This is a genomic window from Neobacillus sp. S1227, assembly GCF_055385255.1.
The window spans coordinates 1,864,099-1,881,374 of record NZ_AP038276.1; the positions used below are offsets into that span (position 1 = coordinate 1,864,099).

Genomic DNA, 17,276 nt, shown 5'->3' on the forward strand with positions numbered 1-17,276 from the left:
GCTTAAAAGCCGGCTTCTTAGCTATGGAAAAGGAGCTAGGAAGATGATTATTAATATTCTTGCGGGAGGCCCTGAGGAGCTTTTGCCCGATTTAATGGAGTATAGGGAAGAAGAAGCGATTTGGGTAGGCGTTGACCGCGGTGTATTTCATTTATTGGCAAGGAACATGAAACCTATGATCGCCTTTGGTGACTTTGACTCAGTCTCCACATCGGAACTGGCTTTTATTGAAAATGGAGTATCTGAACTGAAAAAATTTATTCCGGAAAAGGATGAAACGGATATGGAGCTGGCTTTAAACTGGGCATTAGATCAAAAGCCGCAGATTATTCGCCTATTCGGTGCCACTGGAGGCAGACTTGACCATTTACTTGCAAATGTCCAGCTTATGATTCATCCGCTAAAAACAAGAAGCGAGACAGAAATATTTCTAATTGACCGTAACAATATAGCTTTCTTAAAAGCTCCTGGGAAACACAAGCTCGAAAAAAAATCAGCCCATAAATATATTTCTTTTGTGCCAATAACGCTTGATGTTTATGGCATTACATTGGAAGGGTTTAAATATCCTTTGAAAAACCGTCATATCTCCCTCGGATCCACACTATGTATAAGTAATGAACTTATTAGCGATTATGGTACTTTTTCATTTTCTGAAGGCATATTATTAGTGATAAGAAGCCATGATTAAAAGCCTCGAAAAATCGGTACTGATTTTGTTCGTTTGAATAAAATGGTAAGGGCGTACGATTTAGGGTTTTAGAATAAGATGTTAGACGTGAGATTTGTGAGGAGGGACAGTATGAAATTTTATACAATTAAACTGCCGAGATTTTTAGGTGGAATTGTCCGAGCGATGATTGGTGTGTTTAATAAAAAAGAATAGGAAGCAGGCCTCAGCTCCAAAAAGGGCTTATTACCTTTCATAAACTTAAAGCACCCAAAGTGGGTGCTTTTTATTTTCCGTTAATTAGGACAAAATAAAAGAAAATGAGGCTGTCACAAAACAGCCTCATTAAAAAATTATACGCGTTCTACTTTACCGGATCTTAACGCTCTTGCAGAAACCCAAACACGCTTTGGTTTTCCATCAACAAGGATACGTACTTTTTGTAGGTTAGCACCCCATGTACGCTTGTTAGCGTTCATAGCGTGAGAACGGGCGTTACCAGTAGTGGTTTTCTTTCCAGTTACTACACATTTGCGCGGCATTAAATTTCCCTCCTTAACACGAAAAGCTTAACCAGTAATCATTAAGATACTAATCTGGATATAGAAAAATGGCATAGCCAAATTTTCTGTCTTAAGATACCTTAATAATTTATCACACAACCATTATGAATGCAATAGCTTAGTTAAATGGTTTCAAGAAAAAAACCTTGACATTACCCTGAAATAAATGCTGTTATAGTAAGCGTACCAGGAATGACTTTCAATATTTAAGCTACTATAGTAAAATGACTGTAGTTAAGGAGCAATTTTTCAGGAGGGGGAACGATTCATGTCCATTGAATTAAAAACGAAGTACGGACAAATTGATATTTCAAATGAAGTAATCGCAACCATTGCCGGAGGAGCAGCGGTAGAATGCTATGGAATTGTCGGCATGGCCTCTAAAAATCAGATCAAAGATGGCATAACTGAAATTCTTAGAAGAGAAAATTTCACCCGCGGTGTTATTGTTCGCCAGGAAAATGAAGCATTACATATTGATATGTATATTATTGTCAGCTATGGAACCAAGATTTCTGAAATTGCTCACAACGTGCAATCAAAGGTTAAGTACACCCTTGATAAGACAGTTGGACTTGCCGTTGATTCGGTTAATATTTTCGTTCAGGGAGTTCGTGTGACGAACCCGTAGTGAGGAGTGAAGTTTGTGTCAATTACAGCATTAGATGGAAAACGTTTTGCCGAGATGATCATTCAAGGCGCCAATCATCTATCAGCCAATGCTAAAATGGTAGATGCTCTTAACGTTTTTCCAGTTCCGGATGGCGATACAGGGACTAATATGAATTTATCCATGACCTCCGGTGCAAAAGAGGTTAAAAATAATGTTCAAGAACATATTGGTAAAGTAGGGGTTTCTCTCTCAAAAGGACTGCTCATGGGAGCACGGGGAAACTCTGGTGTTATCCTTTCGCAATTGTTCAGAGGTTTTTCAAAAGCAATCGAAGCTAAAGCGATCATTAATGGGAAAGAATTTGCAGGAGCGCTTGAGGCCGGGGTTGAAACTGCTTATAAAGCTGTAATGAAGCCGGTCGAAGGAACAATTCTGACTGTTGCTAAAGATGCTGCCAAAAAAGGTCTGCAAACTGCGCAAAAGTCAAATGATATTGTTGTTATTATGGAAGAAGTATTAAAGGAGGCAAAAGCTTCCCTAAAGCGTACACCTGACCTATTGCCGGTTTTAAAAGAAGTTGGGGTTGTTGATTCCGGCGGGCAGGGGCTTGTCTGTGTGTATGAAGGCTTTCTTGCTGAATTAAAGGGAGAAAAACTGCCGGACTCACCAGAGCCCATGCCATCAATGGATGAATTAGTTAATGCCGAGCATCATAAAAGCGTCCAGGGCCATATTAATACTGAAGATATTGTATATGGCTACTGTACAGAGTTTATGGTTCGCTTTGAAACAGAAAAGATAGCAAAGCATCCATTTAATGAGACTGCTTTCCGCAATGATCTAAGCAATTATGGAGATTCATTATTGGTTATTTCGGATGATGATATTGTTAAAGTTCATATTCATTCTGAGCAGCCTGGTGAAGTATTAACATACGGTCAGCGTTATGGCAGCCTTATTAATATGAAAATTGAAAATATGCGCCAGCAGCATTCCAATATTGTCGGAGAAACACACACTCCCCTTGCCGCTGCGGTGAAAGAAACACCAAAAGAGAAGCAGGAATATGGAATTGTAGCAGTTTCCATGGGTTCGGGCGTTGCCGACCTTTTTAAGAGCATCGGGGCCCATGCAGTCATTGAAGGCGGCCAGACGATGAATCCAAGTACAGAGGATATTGTCAAGGCTGTCAAAGAAGTAAATGCAAATAAAGTATTTATTTTGCCGAATAATAAAAACATCATTATGGCTGCTGAGCAGGCTCGCGATGTATCGGACGAAGAAATTTATGTGATACCATCCAAAACCGTTCCGCAAGGGCTTTCCGCTCTGCTAGTCTTTAATCCTTCCGCAGATGCAAAGGTAAACTCAGCTGCCATGACGGAGGCGCTAAGCCGTGTAAAAACCGGACAAATCACCTTTGCTGTCCGTGATACACAGATCGATGGATTGGATATCGAAACTGGGGATTTCATGGGGATTTCCGAAGGAAAAATTATTGTTAAAAACAAAGATAAAGAAAAAGCAGCCGAAGACCTGTTAACAAATATGCTTGATGAGGATTCTGAAATTCTTACTATTATTTATGGCGAAGATGTGACTGAGGAAGAACTAAGCCAGCTTACCGAATTTGTTGATGAAAAGTTTAGCGATGTGGAAATAGAGGTTCATAATGGCAAACAACCATTATATTCTTATATCTTTTCAATTGAATAAATTACGGCTAAAATAGAAGGGGGTCTTTAGGGACCACCCTTCTTTTTTTGGATAATATATACTAACCATTTTTTTATAAAGATAGAAAGACAAAGGCAAGGGGGAATAGATTCATGAAGTATAGAAGCGTGTTTGATATTATTGGCCCGGTCATGATTGGCCCGTCAAGCTCTCACACTGCCGGAGCTGCGAGAATCGGCCGCGTCGCTAGAAGTTTATTTGGCAGGGAGCCAAAATGGGCAAATATTTCGTTATACGGGTCATTCGCACAAACGTACAAGGGTCACGGTACGGATGTTGCCATTGTAGGCGGTTTATTGGATTTCGATACGGACGATAAAAGGATTATCAAAGCAATTGAGATTGCTGAAGAACGAGGTATGAAAATTCGCTTTATTGAAGAGGATGCGGTTACAGACCACCCCAATACTGCTAGAGTCATAATTGGCGATCACAATGGGGAGCTTGAATTAGTAGGTATTTCTATTGGCGGCGGAAAGATTGAAATCACTGAGATGAACGGTTTTGAATTGAAGCTTTCTGGGAATCACCCTGCTATTTTAGTTGTTCATAATGACCGGTTTGGTGCCATTGCAAGTGTCGCCAATACAATGGCGAAATATGAATTAAATATCGGCCATATGGAGGTTTCCCGTAAGGAAGTTGGAAAAATGGCACTGATGACAATTGAGGTCGACCAAAATATTGATGATACCCTGATCGAGGAACTCGAACAGCTGCCTAACATCTTGAAGGTAACTAAAATTGTTGATTAAACATTCTCAGCGAAAGGGGGTCATTCTATGTTCCGTAATGTAGCAGAATTAATGGAGCTGGCCAACAGTCAAAATAAAAAAATTTCCGAAATTATGATTGAGCAGGAGGTCACCGTAACGGGACGGTCCAAGGAAGAAGTCATTCGCTTTATGGACCGTAACCTCAAAGTAATGGAAGAAGCAGTTGAGCGTGGATTGAAAGGGGTTACATCTGTAACTGGCTTAACAGGCGGAGATGCAGTTCTATTGCAAAAATACATTGAAAAAGGCAATTTTTTATCCGGTGAAACGATTCTCGATGCCGTCAGCCGGGCTGTCGCCACAAATGAAGTAAATGCGGCGATGGGGACGATTTGTGCCACACCGACTGCCGGATCAGCTGGTGTCGTACCGGGGACGTTGTTTGCCGTAAAGAAAAAGCTAAACCCAACAAGAGAGCAAATGATTTCGTTTTTATTTACCGCCGGAGCATTCGGCTTTGTTGTTGCCAACAATGCCTCCATATCTGGTGCTGCCGGGGGCTGTCAAGCCGAGGTGGGATCAGCAGCAGGTATGGCCGCAGCAGCAATTGTCGAAATGGCCGGAGGAACTCCGGAACAATGTGCCGAAGCAATGGCCATCACATTAAAAAATATGCTCGGCTTAGTCTGTGACCCAGTTGCAGGTCTTGTGGAAGTACCTTGTGTAAAGCGAAATGCCATGGGTGCAGCCAATGCCATGGTAGCTGCAGATATGGCACTCGCCGGTATCAAGAGCCGTATTCCATGCGATGAAGTGATAGACGCAATGTATAAAATCGGCCAATCGATGCCAACAGCCTTAAAAGAAACAGCACAGGGAGGGTTAGCGGCAACACCAACAGGCCAGGCGCTGCAGGCCAAGATTTTCGGAATGCCGCTTACAGAAAAGTGAATCCATATCTAAACCAGCCAATAACTGTTATAAAGGGCATTGGTGACGAAACGGCGGAAATCTTTTCAGAAATGAACATTTTGAGTATCCGTGATTTATTGGAATATTTCCCCTATCGTTATGAAGATTACCGCCTTCGCGATTTGATGGAAGTACAACATGACGAGAAGGTGACGATTGAAGGGAAGGTTCAAAGTGAACCTTCTCTTGTATATTATGGCAGGAAGAAGTCAAAGCTCTCCTTCCGCTTTTATGCAGGACAATATTTAATCAAAGTCGTTTTCTTTAACCAGCCCTATTTAAAAAATAAAATCACAATCAATGAAACATTAACAATTACAGGAAAGTGGGATGCTCATCGGCAGACAATAACTGCTAGTGAACTCCAGCTAGGGGAAAATGCGAAGGGTAAAGATTTTGAACCTGTATATTCTCTTAAAGGAAGACTGACAACAAAGGGCATGCGTAAATTCATTAATTTAGCTTTTCAACAATTTGGAACGTATATCGAGGAAACTCTGCCGGATTACTACTTAACAAAATATCGGCTTTTAAACCGGAGAGATGCCATTAAAGCTATGCATTTTCCTGAAGGCGGGGAGGATCTCAAGCAGGCAAGACGACGCTTTGTGTACGAAGAATTTCTAATCTTTCAGTTAAAAATGCAGGCACTTAGGAAGTTTGAGCGCGAACATTCACCCGGAATCAGCCAAAACTATGACCTTGGGAAATTGAAGGAATTCATCGCCCGCCTGCCGTTCCCATTAACAAATGCCCAAAAGCGGGTTGTAAATGAACTACTATCCGACCTTAAATCGCCTTATCGAATGAACCGCCTGCTGCAAGGAGATGTTGGATCAGGAAAAACGGTGGTGGCAGCGGTTGGTCTGTACGCAAGTGTAACGGCAGGCTATCAGGGGGCGCTGATGGTACCGACCGAAATATTGGCTGAGCAGCATGCAGAATCACTGATAACTTTATTGGAACCCTTTGGTGTAAAATGTGAGTTGCTTACAAGCTCCATAAAAGGAAAGCGCCGCAGGGAGATTCTTGAGCAGCTTACCGAGGGAAATATTGATATCTTAATAGGAACCCATGCTTTAATTCAGAATGAAGTATCATTTAAGAAACTAGGTTTTGTTATTACTGATGAGCAGCATCGCTTCGGTGTGGAGCAACGCCGTATCCTGAGGGAAAAGGGAGAAAATCCTGATGTGCTGTTCATGACCGCCACCCCGATACCCCGGACGCTTGCCATTACCGTTTTTGGCGAGATGGATGTTTCCATCATTGACGAAATGCCTGCAGGAAGGAAAACAATTGAAACCTATTGGGCCAAACCAGAAATGCTGGAACGGGTATTGGCATTTGTAGAAAAAGAATTACGGAAGGGACATCAGGCATACGTCATTTGTCCATTAATTGAGGAATCGGAAAAGCTTGATGTGCAAAATGCTATTGATGTGCATGCAACATTAAGCAGCTATTTTCAAAATCGCTATACAGCAGGGCTTATGCATGGACGATTAAGCTCTGAGGAAAAGGATTCTGTTATGAAGGCGTTCAGTGCAAACGAGGTTCAAGTGCTCGTCTCAACAACTGTGGTTGAGGTTGGGGTGAATGTGCCGAATGCAACAGTTATGGTTATTTATGATGCTGAAAGATTTGGGCTCTCTCAGCTTCACCAGCTCCGTGGCCGTGTCGGCCGGGGAAGTGATCAAGCCTATTGCATTTTGCTGGCCAGTCCGAAATCAGAGACAGGCCAGGAAAGAATGCGGATCATGACGGAAACCAATGATGGCTTTGTACTAAGTGAAAAAGATTTGGAGCTAAGGGGACCGGGAGACTTTTTTGGCAAAAAACAAAGCGGCATGCCAGAATTTAAAGTAGCTGATATGGTTCATGATTACCGCGCCCTCGAAACCGCCAGAAGCGACGCCGCCACCCTAATCCAATCCGAAACCTTCTGGAACTCGCCTGAATATGAAATGTTAAGAAAGCTGCTTGAAGATGCTGGCGTTCTTGAGGGAGAAAAATTGGATTAGGATTTTTTGCTGTCCATTTATCAGTACATGTTGATTGGAGCGGAAGGGGCGAGACTGCTTCGGGAGTACGAAGCAGGAGAGACCCCGCAGAAGCTAGCGATGAGGAGGCTCTTCGCAACGCCCGCGGAAAGCGAGCCCCTCGGGACAGGCAAAGAGCAGCCTGTCACTGCGATGATTATTCAAAGGGGCTTTCCTTAGTGGAGTGGATATCAACATCCTATTAGTAAAAAGCAGACTGCAGGAGAAAACTAATCCTTGCAATCTGCTTTTTTAAATTTTATACTACTCTTAGTACCTAGTCATAAGTTTTCGGACGGTGTGAAAAATGAGAAGAAGCAAAAAAGAACGTCAGCAGCTGCTTAGCGCAACCATTCAAGAAAATCCATTTATAACGGATGAAGAGCTTGCTGAAAAGTTTCAGGTAAGTGTCCAAACGATTCGCTTAGATCGCCTTGAATTATCGATACCCGAACTTCGCGAAAGAATTAAAACAGTCGCGGAAAAACGCTTCGAGGATGAGGTTCGTTCCCTGCCGCTTGAAGAGGTAATCGGGGAAATCATTGATATGGAACTAGACCAGAGCGCCATCTCCATTTTTGATGTAAAAATGGAGCATGTTTTTAAACGAAACAAAATTGCCCGGGGTCATCATTTATTTGCCCAGGCAAATTCACTTGCTGTTGCGGTCATTAACGATGAATTAGCATTAACGGCAAAAGCCAACATCCAATTTAAGCGCTCCGTAAGATTACATGAACGGGTCATTGCAAAAGCAAGGGTCATGAATATTGATGATGTGACAGGCCGGACGTTGGTCCAGGTATCAAGCTTCGTAAATAATGAACTTGTTTTTACAGGTGATTTTCAAATGTACCGTTCGAAAAATAACTAAAGGATGAGACATATGAAACTTGCGATTGATGCAATGGGCGGAGACCATGCCCCAAAGGAAATCGTTTTAGGCGCCATGAAGGCGGTAGAAACTTTTCCAGACTTACATATCACCCTTGTCGGGGATGAAAATAAAATTAGCGAAACATTAAAGAAACAAGAACGAATTACCGTTTTACATACAACAGAAGTTATACTCGGAACAGATGAACCGGTAAGAGCAGTCCGCAGTAAAAAAACGGCCTCTATGGTTCTAGCAGCCCAACAAGTTGCCGATGGTGCAGCGGATGCTTGTTTGTCCGCGGGGAATACAGGTGCACTCATGGCTGCCGGACTTTTTGTGGTCGGGAGAATTGAAGGAATTGACCGGCCGGCCTTAGCCCCAACTCTGCCAACCATAGGCGGGGAAGGATTTTTATTGCTTGATGTGGGTGCTAATGCCGATGCCAAACCGGAACATCTGGTGCAATATGCTATCATGGGCTCCATTTACAGTAAAAAAGTAAGAGGGATTGAGAGTCCGCGTGTCGGACTTTTAAATATCGGCACAGAAGAGAAGAAAGGCAATGAATTAACAAGACATGCCTTTGAACTTTTAAAACAGGCTGATTTGAATTTTGTAGGCAATGTCGAGGCCCGGGATCTGCTTGATGGCGTCGCTGATGTCGTCGTAACGGATGGTTTTACGGGAAACATGGTGTTGAAAACCATTGAGGGAACAGCCCTTTCCATGTTTAAGATGTTAAAAACAGCGCTGATGAGCAGCTTTACTAGCAAGCTGGCAGCAGCCGTTTTAAAACCGAATTTGATGCAGTTAAAAGGTAAGCTAGATTATTCGGAATATGGCGGGGCTGGGTTATTTGGCTTAAAGGCTCCGGTTATTAAAGCACACGGTTCATCAAATGCCCAGGCTGTCTTTAGTGCCATCCGCCAGACAAGAGAAATGGTTACAAACGATGTAGTCGGTTTAATTAAACAAACCGTGGAAGCAAATCACAAAACCATAGTACGATAGGGGGATTCATATTTTGAGTAAAATAGCTTTTGTGTTTCCTGGGCAAGGTTCCCAAACAGTTGGAATGGGTAAAGATCTGGCAGAAAAATATCCCGAAGTGATGTCCTATTTTAAAAAGGCGGATGAAACTCTTAAAGTCCCTTTAAGTCAGCTGATTTTTGAAGGCCCAAAAGAAGATTTGACACAGACATTTAATACACAACCCGCCCTATTAACAACGAGTTTGGCGGTATTATCGTTCTTCCAAAATTCAGGAGTTAATCCTGACTTTGTCGCCGGTCACAGCTTAGGAGAGTATACAGCCCTTGTGTCGGCAGGCGTCATGAGTTTTGAAGAAGGCGTATATGCCGTTAGAAAAAGAGGAGAGTTCATGGAGAATGCCGTGCCTAATGGGGAAGGCTCCATGGCGGCAGTTCTTGGTCTTGATCGGGATAAGTTAGCTGGAGTAACCGACGAAGTGACAAATGAGGGCAATCCGGTGGCGCTGGCCAATTTAAATTGCCCTGGACAGATTGTCATTTCAGGATCAAAAAAGGGCGTTGAAGATGCAGGAGCAAAAGCAAAAGAAGCTGGTGCTAAAAGGGTCCTGCCATTGGAAGTGAGTGGTCCGTTCCATTCACCGCTAATGAAACCTGCATCAGGTCAATTGCGTGATGTTTTAAATGGATTGGATATGAAGGATGCGGAAATTCCTGTAGTCGTCAACGTATCGGCTGAGCCGGTAACCTCTGCAGCTGAAATAAAGGATAAATTAATTGAACAACTGTATTCACCTGTTTTATGGGAAGACTCTGTTCAAAAAATGATTGAATTAGGTGTCGATACCTTTATTGAAATTGGTCCGGGCAAGGTTCTTTCCGGCTTGATCAAGAAAATCGATAAAACGGTGAAAATCTATTCTGTATCAGATGAGGAAAGTTCACTCGCAGTAATCGACGCATTGAAGGAGGAAAAGCTATGAGTTTAGCAGGAAAAGCTGCTCTCGTTACCGGTGCATCACGTGGGATCGGCAGAGAAATTGCTCTTGAATTGGCAAGGCAGGGGGCAAATGTTGCGGTTAATTTTTCCGGAAGTGAAGATAAGGCAAATGAAGTTGTCGATGAGATCAAGTCTCTTGGACAAGAAGCTTTTGCGATTAAATGCAACGTTTCAAATACTGAAGAAGTAAGTGAAATGGTCAAGACGGTTATTGAGCAATTCGGCAGGCTCGACATCCTTGTTAATAATGCCGGAATAACCAGAGATAATTTATTAATGAGAATGAAGGAAGAGGAATGGGATGATGTCCTCAATATTAATCTCAAGGGTGTCTTCCTGGTCACAAAGGCTGTTACGAGACAAATGATGAAACAGCGGCTTGGCAGAATCATTAATATTTCTTCTGTTGTCGGTGAAAGCGGAAATCCTGGTCAGGCCAATTATGTGGCAGCGAAAGCCGGTGTAATTGGTTTAACGAAAACAACTGCAAAGGAACTGGCGTCTCGTAATATTACGGTTAATGCGATTGCCCCAGGGTTTATTACCACAGATATGACCGATAAACTGCCTGAGGATGTAAAAGCGGAAATGTTAAAACAAATTCCGTTAGCTAGACTTGGCGAACCAAAGGACATTGCCAAAGCAGCAGCATTTCTTGCTTCGGATGATTCTGCATACATTACAGGACAAACGCTGCATATCAACGGCGGCATGGTAATGTAAATAGAAAAGCGGAAGCCCCTAGCAGCTGCCGCTGGAAAAAAACAATTTGTATTCATTCAGGAAAATAACTATAATACTTGAGGGGAGGTGAAAGTGATGGCAGAAGTATTAGAGCGTGTAACAAAGATCATCGTTGACCGTTTAGGAGTAGACGAATCTCAAGTTAAACTTGAAGCGTCTTTCAAAGACGACCTTGGCGCAGATTCCCTTGACGTTGTTGAACTAGTGATGGAATTAGAAGATGAATTCGATATGGAAATTTCTGACGAAGATGCCGAAAAAATCAGCACTGTTGGTGATGCTGTGAACTACATAGAAGGCCAAAAGTAATCTTCTTGGAATAATTCCTAAAGCTCCGTTTTCAAACGGAGCTTTATTCTGTAATATAGAACTTGGCAGAACAATTGCCAAGTTTCTTTGCGTTTTAAACGTAAATTACTTAAACTTAGTCTATCAAATTGAAACAAGGTGGAGAATTTAATGCGCAAGAACTGGAAGGAAAAGGAAATAAACAATCGCGCAAACGAAAAACAATTTAAAGATCTGCAAAATTCAATCGGTGTCATATTTGAAAATGAAAAATTATTAAAACAGGCATTCACCCATTCATCATATGTGAATGAGCATCGCAGAAAACCTTTTGAAGATAATGAGAGGCTCGAATTTTTAGGAGACGCTGTGCTGGAACTGACAATCTCCCAATTTCTTTTTAAAAAATATCCGACCATGACCGAAGGCGAATTGACCAAGCTTAGAGCAGCCATAGTATGTGAACCATCTCTGGTAGCATTTGCAAATGAACTTCATTTTGGCAAACTAATCTTGCTTGGCAAGGGCGAAGAAATGACCGGCGGCAGAGAGCGCCCTGCTCTTTTGGCCGATGTGTTTGAAGCGTTCATCGGTGCTCTCTATTTGGATAAAGGAATTGAAGTGGTTATTCAGTTTCTTGAAAAGGTAGTTTTTCCTAAAATTGATGCTGGTGCTTTTTCTCATGTGATGGATTTTAAAAGCCAATTGCAGGAGCTAATCCAAAGAGATGGATCAGGCATGATTGAATATTGTGTCCTTCAAGAAAAAGGTCCTGCCCATAATAAGGAGTTTGTCTCAAGAGTGACCTTAAACGGCGATGAGTTGGGCGTAGGTACAGGAAGGTCGAAAAAGGAAGCAGAACAGCATGCCGCTCAAATGGCACTACAAATGTTAAAAAAAGAGTCAGCCCAGAATTAACAAAAAAGTTTTTGAGGAGAAATCCCCGGGCATTTTAGGAGGATTAATGAATGTTTTTAAAACGGTTGGACATTATTGGCTTTAAATCCTTTGCGGAGCGTATTGGCGTGGAGTTTGTCCCGGGCATTACCGCAGTGGTTGGTCCAAATGGGAGCGGTAAAAGTAATATTACCGATGCCATCCGCTGGGTATTGGGGGAGCAATCGGCCAAATCACTAAGGGGCAGCAAAATGGAGGACATCATCTTTGCTGGCAGCGATACGAGAAAAGCGCTCAATTTTGCCGAAGTAACCTTGACATTAGATAATCAGGACCAGGGGCTCTCGATTGATTATAATGAGGTAAGTGTCACGAGAAGGGTGACTCGCTCAGGGGATAGCGATTTTTATATTAATAAACAGCACTGCAGGCTTAAGGATATTATTGATTTATTCATGGATTCCGGCCTTGGCAGAGAAGCCTTCTCAATCATAAGCCAAGGAAAGGTAGAAGAAATTTTAAACAGCAAGGCTGAAGACCGGAGGACTATTTTTGAGGAAGCGGCCGGGGTATTAAAATATAAGAACCGCAAAAAAAAGGCAGAATTAAAGCTTTCGGAAACCCAGGAGAACCTAAATCGGGTTCATGACATTTTATTTGAGCTGGAAAGCCAAGTAGAGCCTTTAAAAATTCAGGCTTCCATGGCCAAAGACTATTTGGAGAAAAAAGAAGAGCTTGAAAAATTCGAGGTTTCGTTGACGGTATATGAAATCGAAGACCTCCATCAAAAATGGGAAAGCCTTTCGAAACAGCTTGATGTGCACCAACAGGAGGAACTTAGGATTTCTTCAGAATTGCAGCTAAAGGAAGCAAAAATTGTTGAAATAAGGGACCAAATTGCTGCTTTGGATGAGTCGATTACCGACCTTCAGAATGTCCTGCTTCATGCCAGCGAAGAGCTTGAAAAGCTTGAGGGACGTAAAGAGGTCCTAAAAGAACGAAAGAAAAACGCATCGCAAAATAAAGAACAGCTCAGGCAAAATATTACTGATTTAACGAATCGAATCGCAGAGTTGTCAGATGCTCGGGACATGCAGACAGCGACTTTTAACACGTTGAAGAAACAAGTTAAGGAATTGCAGGACCAACTAAAAGAAAAGCAAGAAAAGCTTCATTTGTTTGCAGAAAATCTTGATGAGAAAATTGATAGCTTAAAAAGTGAGTATATTGACCTTTTAAATGAGCAGGCCGGTGCAAGGAATGAATGGAAATACATCAATGAACAGCTTGAGCAGCAGGATCATAAAGGTGCACGGCTTGATGCGGAAAATGAAAAATTCCTGTTAGAACGAGAAACGGCTGTTACTAAAAAGAAGCAGGTTCAGTCCACTTTGGCTGACATCCAGGCTAAACTGGAAGCACAGGTCGTAACGTTCCGCGAGCAGCAGCGAAAGCTGGAGTCGCTCAGGGCCAATTATCAAAAACAGGAAAAAACATTATATCAAGCATACCAGCTGCTTCAGCAGGCAAAATCAAAAAAAGAGATGCTTGAAGAAATGGAAGAGGATTTTGCAGGCTTTTTTCAAGGGGTTAAGGAAGTCCTAAAGGAGCGCGGAAAAAAACTTGCCGGCATTGAAGGTGCGGTTGCTGAACTCGTCACGGTTCCGAAGGAATATGAAACGGCTCTTGAAACAGCCTTCGGCGGAGCCCTTCAGCATATTGTCGTAGACACTGAGGAAAACGCCCGTAAGGCAATTGGATACCTTAAGCAAAATTCATTTGGCCGCGCCACTTTCCTCCCGTTAACAGTCATCAAAGGTCGGCCATTGTCAGCAGCACAATTGAATATAATACAAAAACATCCATCTTTAATTGGGACGGCTGTAAGCCTCGTTCAGTTTGACGAAAAATATGCAGAGGTTATGAATAATCTCCTGGGTAATGTGGTTATCGCAAAGGACCTAAAAGGGGCCAATGAACTGGCAAAGCTGCTGCAATACCGAGTACGCCTGGTAACCCTTGACGGGGACGTCGTAAATCCTGGCGGTTCGATGACAGGCGGTGCCGTCAAACAAAAAAGTTCATCTCTATTGTCGAGAAAAACAGAGCTCGAGGGTTTAAAAGAAAAACTGGTCATAATGGAGGATAAAACGGCTGGTTTAGAAAAGGCAGTTAAATCCCTGAAAGAGGAAGTGCAGACCTCAGAGGCTGCGCTTGAGGAAATTCGCAAATCCGGGGAGGATTTAAGACTATCGGAGCAGTCGATTAAAGGAGATTTACGAGAAGCAGAGCTTGAAGAAAAGAATATTAATGACCGGCTTGCCATTTATGATTTGGAAAAGAATCAAATAACCAAAGACCGTTCGGAACTTTTAACTAGAAAAACTAAGTTGTCCGACTCACTCGAAATATTTAAAAAGACAATTGCTGATTTAGATCAGAAAATCCTGATCCTGACAAATCAAAAGACAAAAGATTTAACATCCAAAGAATCGCTCACCACCGAAATAAATGAACTTAAGATTGATTTTGCCTCAAAAAATGAACAGTTTTTACATGCACAAGAACGGCTCGAGCAATTGAAGCGGGATATCGTTGAAAACGAACAAAAGCTGACTATTTTCACCGAGGATCTGAATCTCCTGACAGCGGAAATGACCAACAGTTCAACCGGTGAGGAGCAGCTAGAGGAAGCTGCCAAACGAAAGCAGCAGGACAAAGAAAATACACTCAAGCTGATTACGGTCAGGAGACAAGAACGCCTGGAGCTGCAAGGCGAACTGGAGAATTTGGAGCTTGAAACAAAGGAATTTAAACGAGTTCATAAGGGATTAACCGTTGCCATCAAGGACGAGGAAGTAAAAATAAACCGTTTGGATGTAGAGCTTGAAAACAGACTGACGCACCTTAGAGAGGAGTATTTATTATCCTTTGAGGGAGCCAAGGAGCAATTCCCGCTAACGGTTCCGGTCGAGGAAGCCCGCAAAAAGGTGAAATTGATTAAACTTGCCATTGAAGAGCTGGGCCATGTCAATCTTGGTGCGATTGAGGAATATGAACGGGTATCGGAACGTTTTGAATTTCTAAATGAACAAAAGGCTGATCTTCAAGAAGCAAAGGATACACTATTCCAAGTCATTGGAGAAATGGATGAAGAGATGAAGAAACGGTTCAGCCAAACCTTCGAGGGGATACGGGAACATTTTGAACCGGTTTTCCGGGCGTTATTTGGCGGCGGCCGTGCAGACCTAATCTTAACAGAGCCAGAAGATCTCTTGAATACAGGTGTTGAAATCGTTGCCCAGCCGCCTGGTAAAAAACTGCAAAATCTCGGGCTTTTGTCTGGGGGAGAGAGGGCCTTAACGGCCATTGCTCTATTATTTTCGATTTTAAAAGTACGGCCTGTTCCATTCTGTATCCTGGATGAGGTTGAAGCTGCTTTAGATGAGGCAAATGTCCACCGTTTTAGTCAATATTTAAAACGCTATAGTAAGGAAACCCAGTTTATTGTTATTACTCATCGAAAAGGGACAATGGAGGGTGCCGATGTCCTTTACGGTGTGACAATGCAGGAATCCGGGGTATCAAAGCTTGTATCCGTCCGCTTGGAGGATACAAAAGAACTAGTAGAATCATAAGGTCAGGAAGTGAGAAAATGAGTTTTTTTAAAAAATTAAAAGAAAAGATTACAAAGTCGACAGATAACGTAACCGAAAAGTTTAAGGAAGGACTCACTAAAACAAGAGACAGCTTTTCCGGCAAGGTCAATGACCTGATTGCCAGATACCGGAAAGTGGACGAGGAATTCTTTGAAGAACTCGAAGAAATCTTAATCCAGGCGGATGTTGGTTTTGATACAGTTATGCAGCTGATTGATGAGCTGAAAATGGAGGTGAAACGCAGGAAAATACAAGAACCTGTTGAAGTCCAAAGTGTCATCTCGGAAAAGTTGGTCGATATTTATAATGCCGGAGAAGAACAGTCATCGCAATTAAATATTCAGAAGGACGGGCTGACGGTAATCCTATTCGTCGGTGTAAATGGTGTTGGTAAAACAACAACCATCGGAAAGCTTGCCTATAAGTTTAAATCCGAGGGAAAAAAAGTAATATTGGCCGCTGGAGACACCTTCCGTGCCGGTGCAATTGATCAGCTTGAGGTATGGGGAGACCGGGTAGGAGTCGAAACCATTAAGCAGGCTGAGGGCTCAGACCCGGCAGCTGTCATGTATGATGCCATCCAGGCTGCAAAATCAAGAAACGCTGATATTCTCCTGTGTGATACTGCCGGCAGATTGCAAAACAAAGTAAACCTGATGAAAGAGCTTGAAAAGGTGAAGCGGGTCATTGAAAGAGAAATACCGGGCGCGCCGCACGAAGTTCTCTTGGTCCTTGATGCCACAACCGGCCAAAACGCACTGATTCAGGCAAAAACCTTTAAAGAGGCCACCAACGTAAGCGGAATTGTCCTGTCCAAACTTGACGGAACCGCCAAAGGCGGAATCGTCCTAGCAATCCGCAATGAACTAAAAATCCCCGTTAAATTCGTAGGACTAGGAGAAAAAATGGACGACCTGCAAGAATTCGACGCCGAAAAATACGTCTACGGACTATTTGCAGAGCAGGTTGAAATGTCTGAATAAGATGGTTTTTCAAGCATAATAAAAAGGAATATACGTTGTATTAGCGTAATGATTGGAGCGGTACGCCCGCGGAAAGAGAGCCCCTTGAGCGGAAATCAACATCCTTGTGTAAAGATAAAATTCTTGACAGATATGTATTGCCCATGTAAACTACTTCGTAAAGGCTTTTCGCTTTACAAAAGGGGGATGCGGCATGCTTGAAAAGACAACACGAATGAACTACCTGTACGACTTCTATCATTCGCTGTTAACACCAAAGCAGCAAAGCTATATGTCTCTCTATTATTTAGACGACTACTCACTCGGTGAAATCGCCGAAGAATACGAAGTCAGCCGTCAGGCCGTTTATGATAATATTAAACGGACAGAGGCAATGCTCGAGGAGTACGAAGAAAAGCTATTATTATTTAAAAAATTTCAGGAACGCAACCGGCTTGTCAAGCTTCTGAAAGAACTGCTTAATGAAGAGCAGCCAAACAAGCTGACGATTCAAGCTACAATCGCTGAGCTGGAGAATTTAGATTAG

The 17,276-nt window shown here is 42.6% G+C and carries 17 protein-coding genes; 16 read left to right on the forward strand and 1 reads right to left on the reverse strand.

Features of this window, described 5'->3' with window-relative positions; translation table 11 throughout:
* The first annotated feature begins 43 nt into the window (after positions 1-43).
* Together ACZ5AE_RS09580 and spoVM are read left to right on the forward strand one after the other, a co-directional pair.
* Positions 44-691: a thiamine diphosphokinase gene (locus tag ACZ5AE_RS09580; protein ID WP_464571682.1), complete on the forward strand. Its 648-nt coding sequence runs from the start codon at positions 44-46 to the stop codon at positions 689-691.
* Between the two features lie 111 nt (positions 692-802).
* A complete protein-coding gene (gene spoVM / locus ACZ5AE_RS09585; RefSeq protein WP_042356285.1) occupies positions 803-886 on the forward strand; it encodes a stage V sporulation protein SpoVM in 84 nt (27 codons plus the stop codon).
* A gap of 137 nt (positions 887-1,023) precedes the next feature.
* Here spoVM and rpmB read toward each other — a convergent pair whose 3' ends face one another.
* Positions 1,024-1,212, reverse strand: a complete 189-nt coding sequence (rpmB, locus tag ACZ5AE_RS09590) for a 50S ribosomal protein L28 (protein ID WP_007087786.1) — start codon at positions 1,210-1,212, stop codon at positions 1,024-1,026.
* A gap of 289 nt (positions 1,213-1,501) precedes the next feature.
* Here rpmB and ACZ5AE_RS09595 point away from each other — a divergent pair, with 289 nt between their 5' ends.
* From ACZ5AE_RS09595 to ACZ5AE_RS09660, 14 genes are all read left to right on the forward strand, one after another.
* Positions 1,502-1,864 carry an Asp23/Gls24 family envelope stress response protein gene (locus tag ACZ5AE_RS09595; protein ID WP_213116367.1) on the forward strand — a complete coding sequence of 121 codons (363 nt, stop codon included), beginning with the start codon at positions 1,502-1,504 and terminating at the stop codon, positions 1,862-1,864.
* A 15-nt stretch (positions 1,865-1,879) separates the two neighbouring features.
* The gene (locus ACZ5AE_RS09600; protein WP_464571685.1) at positions 1,880-3,562 is read left to right on the forward strand and encodes a DAK2 domain-containing protein; all 1,683 of its coding nucleotides are present in this window, start codon (positions 1,880-1,882) and stop codon (positions 3,560-3,562) included.
* 113 nt (positions 3,563-3,675) lie between these two features.
* The gene (gene sdaAB, locus ACZ5AE_RS09605) at positions 3,676-4,338 is read left to right on the forward strand and encodes an L-serine ammonia-lyase, iron-sulfur-dependent subunit beta (RefSeq protein ID WP_464571687.1); all 663 of its coding nucleotides are present in this window, start codon (positions 3,676-3,678) and stop codon (positions 4,336-4,338) included.
* Between the two features lie 27 nt (positions 4,339-4,365).
* Positions 4,366-5,250: an L-serine ammonia-lyase, iron-sulfur-dependent, subunit alpha gene (gene sdaAA, locus ACZ5AE_RS09610; protein WP_464571689.1), complete on the forward strand. Its 885-nt coding sequence runs from the start codon at positions 4,366-4,368 to the stop codon at positions 5,248-5,250.
* Entirely contained in the window at positions 5,247-7,295 is a 2,049-nt protein-coding gene (recG, locus tag ACZ5AE_RS09615; protein ID WP_464571691.1) for an ATP-dependent DNA helicase RecG, read from the forward strand. Before sdaAA ends, recG begins: the two co-directional genes overlap by 4 nt.
* Positions 7,296-7,620: 325 nt before the next feature.
* On the forward strand, positions 7,621-8,187 hold the full coding sequence (gene fapR / locus ACZ5AE_RS09620) for a transcription factor FapR (protein WP_464571693.1): 567 nt from the start codon (positions 7,621-7,623) through the stop codon (positions 8,185-8,187).
* Between the two features lie 12 nt (positions 8,188-8,199).
* A complete protein-coding gene (gene plsX / locus ACZ5AE_RS09625; RefSeq protein ID WP_464571695.1) occupies positions 8,200-9,201 on the forward strand; it encodes a phosphate acyltransferase PlsX in 1,002 nt (333 codons plus the stop codon).
* A gap of 13 nt (positions 9,202-9,214) precedes the next feature.
* A complete protein-coding gene (fabD, locus tag ACZ5AE_RS09630) occupies positions 9,215-10,162 on the forward strand; it encodes an ACP S-malonyltransferase (RefSeq protein WP_464571697.1) in 948 nt (315 codons plus the stop codon).
* Positions 10,159-10,902 carry a 3-oxoacyl-[acyl-carrier-protein] reductase gene (gene fabG, locus ACZ5AE_RS09635; RefSeq protein WP_464571699.1) on the forward strand — a complete coding sequence of 248 codons (744 nt, stop codon included), beginning with the start codon at positions 10,159-10,161 and terminating at the stop codon, positions 10,900-10,902. Before fabD ends, fabG begins: the two co-directional genes overlap by 4 nt.
* 96 nt (positions 10,903-10,998) lie before the next feature.
* Positions 10,999-11,232 (forward strand): acyl carrier protein, encoded by a 234-nt coding sequence (acpP, locus tag ACZ5AE_RS09640; protein WP_464571701.1) that lies wholly within the window; start codon positions 10,999-11,001, stop codon positions 11,230-11,232.
* Positions 11,233-11,382: 150 nt separating this feature from the next.
* Positions 11,383-12,129 carry a ribonuclease III gene (rnc, locus tag ACZ5AE_RS09645; protein ID WP_464571703.1) on the forward strand — a complete coding sequence of 249 codons (747 nt, stop codon included), beginning with the start codon at positions 11,383-11,385 and terminating at the stop codon, positions 12,127-12,129.
* 50 nt (positions 12,130-12,179) lie between these two features.
* A complete protein-coding gene (gene smc, locus ACZ5AE_RS09650; protein WP_464571705.1) occupies positions 12,180-15,746 on the forward strand; it encodes a chromosome segregation protein SMC in 3,567 nt (1,188 codons plus the stop codon).
* A 17-nt stretch (positions 15,747-15,763) separates the two neighbouring features.
* Positions 15,764-16,750, forward strand: a complete 987-nt coding sequence (gene ftsY / locus ACZ5AE_RS09655) for a signal recognition particle-docking protein FtsY (protein ID WP_464571707.1) — start codon at positions 15,764-15,766, stop codon at positions 16,748-16,750.
* Between the two features lie 193 nt (positions 16,751-16,943).
* Positions 16,944-17,276, forward strand: coding sequence for a putative DNA-binding protein (locus ACZ5AE_RS09660; protein WP_464571709.1), 333 nt, complete (start codon positions 16,944-16,946; stop codon positions 17,274-17,276).

Excerpts from the sequence above, each read along its gene's own strand:
- fabG (WP_464571699.1), top strand. The coding sequence starts at position 10,159 with ATGAGTTTAGCAGGAAAAGCTGCTCTCGTTACCGGTGCATCACGTGGG.
- ACZ5AE_RS09595 (WP_213116367.1), top strand. The coding sequence starts at position 1,502 with ATGTCCATTGAATTAAAAACGAAGTACGGACAAATTGATATTTCAAAT.
- fapR (WP_464571693.1), top strand. The coding sequence starts at position 7,621 with ATGAGAAGAAGCAAAAAAGAACGTCAGCAGCTGCTTAGCGCAACCATT.
- plsX (WP_464571695.1), top strand. The coding sequence starts at position 8,200 with ATGAAACTTGCGATTGATGCAATGGGCGGAGACCATGCCCCAAAGGAA.
- acpP (WP_464571701.1), top strand. The coding sequence starts at position 10,999 with ATGGCAGAAGTATTAGAGCGTGTAACAAAGATCATCGTTGACCGTTTA.
- ACZ5AE_RS09660 (WP_464571709.1), top strand. The coding sequence starts at position 16,944 with ATGCTTGAAAAGACAACACGAATGAACTACCTGTACGACTTCTATCAT.
- rpmB (WP_007087786.1), bottom strand. The coding sequence starts at position 1,212 with ATGCCGCGCAAATGTGTAGTAACTGGAAAGAAAACCACTACTGGTAAC.
- rnc (WP_464571703.1), top strand. The coding sequence starts at position 11,383 with ATGCGCAAGAACTGGAAGGAAAAGGAAATAAACAATCGCGCAAACGAA.
- sdaAA (WP_464571689.1), top strand. The coding sequence starts at position 4,366 with ATGTTCCGTAATGTAGCAGAATTAATGGAGCTGGCCAACAGTCAAAAT.
- smc (WP_464571705.1), top strand. The coding sequence starts at position 12,180 with ATGTTTTTAAAACGGTTGGACATTATTGGCTTTAAATCCTTTGCGGAG.
- ACZ5AE_RS09580 (WP_464571682.1), top strand. The coding sequence starts at position 44 with ATGATTATTAATATTCTTGCGGGAGGCCCTGAGGAGCTTTTGCCCGAT.
- ftsY (WP_464571707.1), top strand. The coding sequence starts at position 15,764 with ATGAGTTTTTTTAAAAAATTAAAAGAAAAGATTACAAAGTCGACAGAT.
- spoVM (WP_042356285.1), top strand. The coding sequence starts at position 803 with ATGAAATTTTATACAATTAAACTGCCGAGATTTTTAGGTGGAATTGTC.
- sdaAB (WP_464571687.1), top strand. The coding sequence starts at position 3,676 with ATGAAGTATAGAAGCGTGTTTGATATTATTGGCCCGGTCATGATTGGC.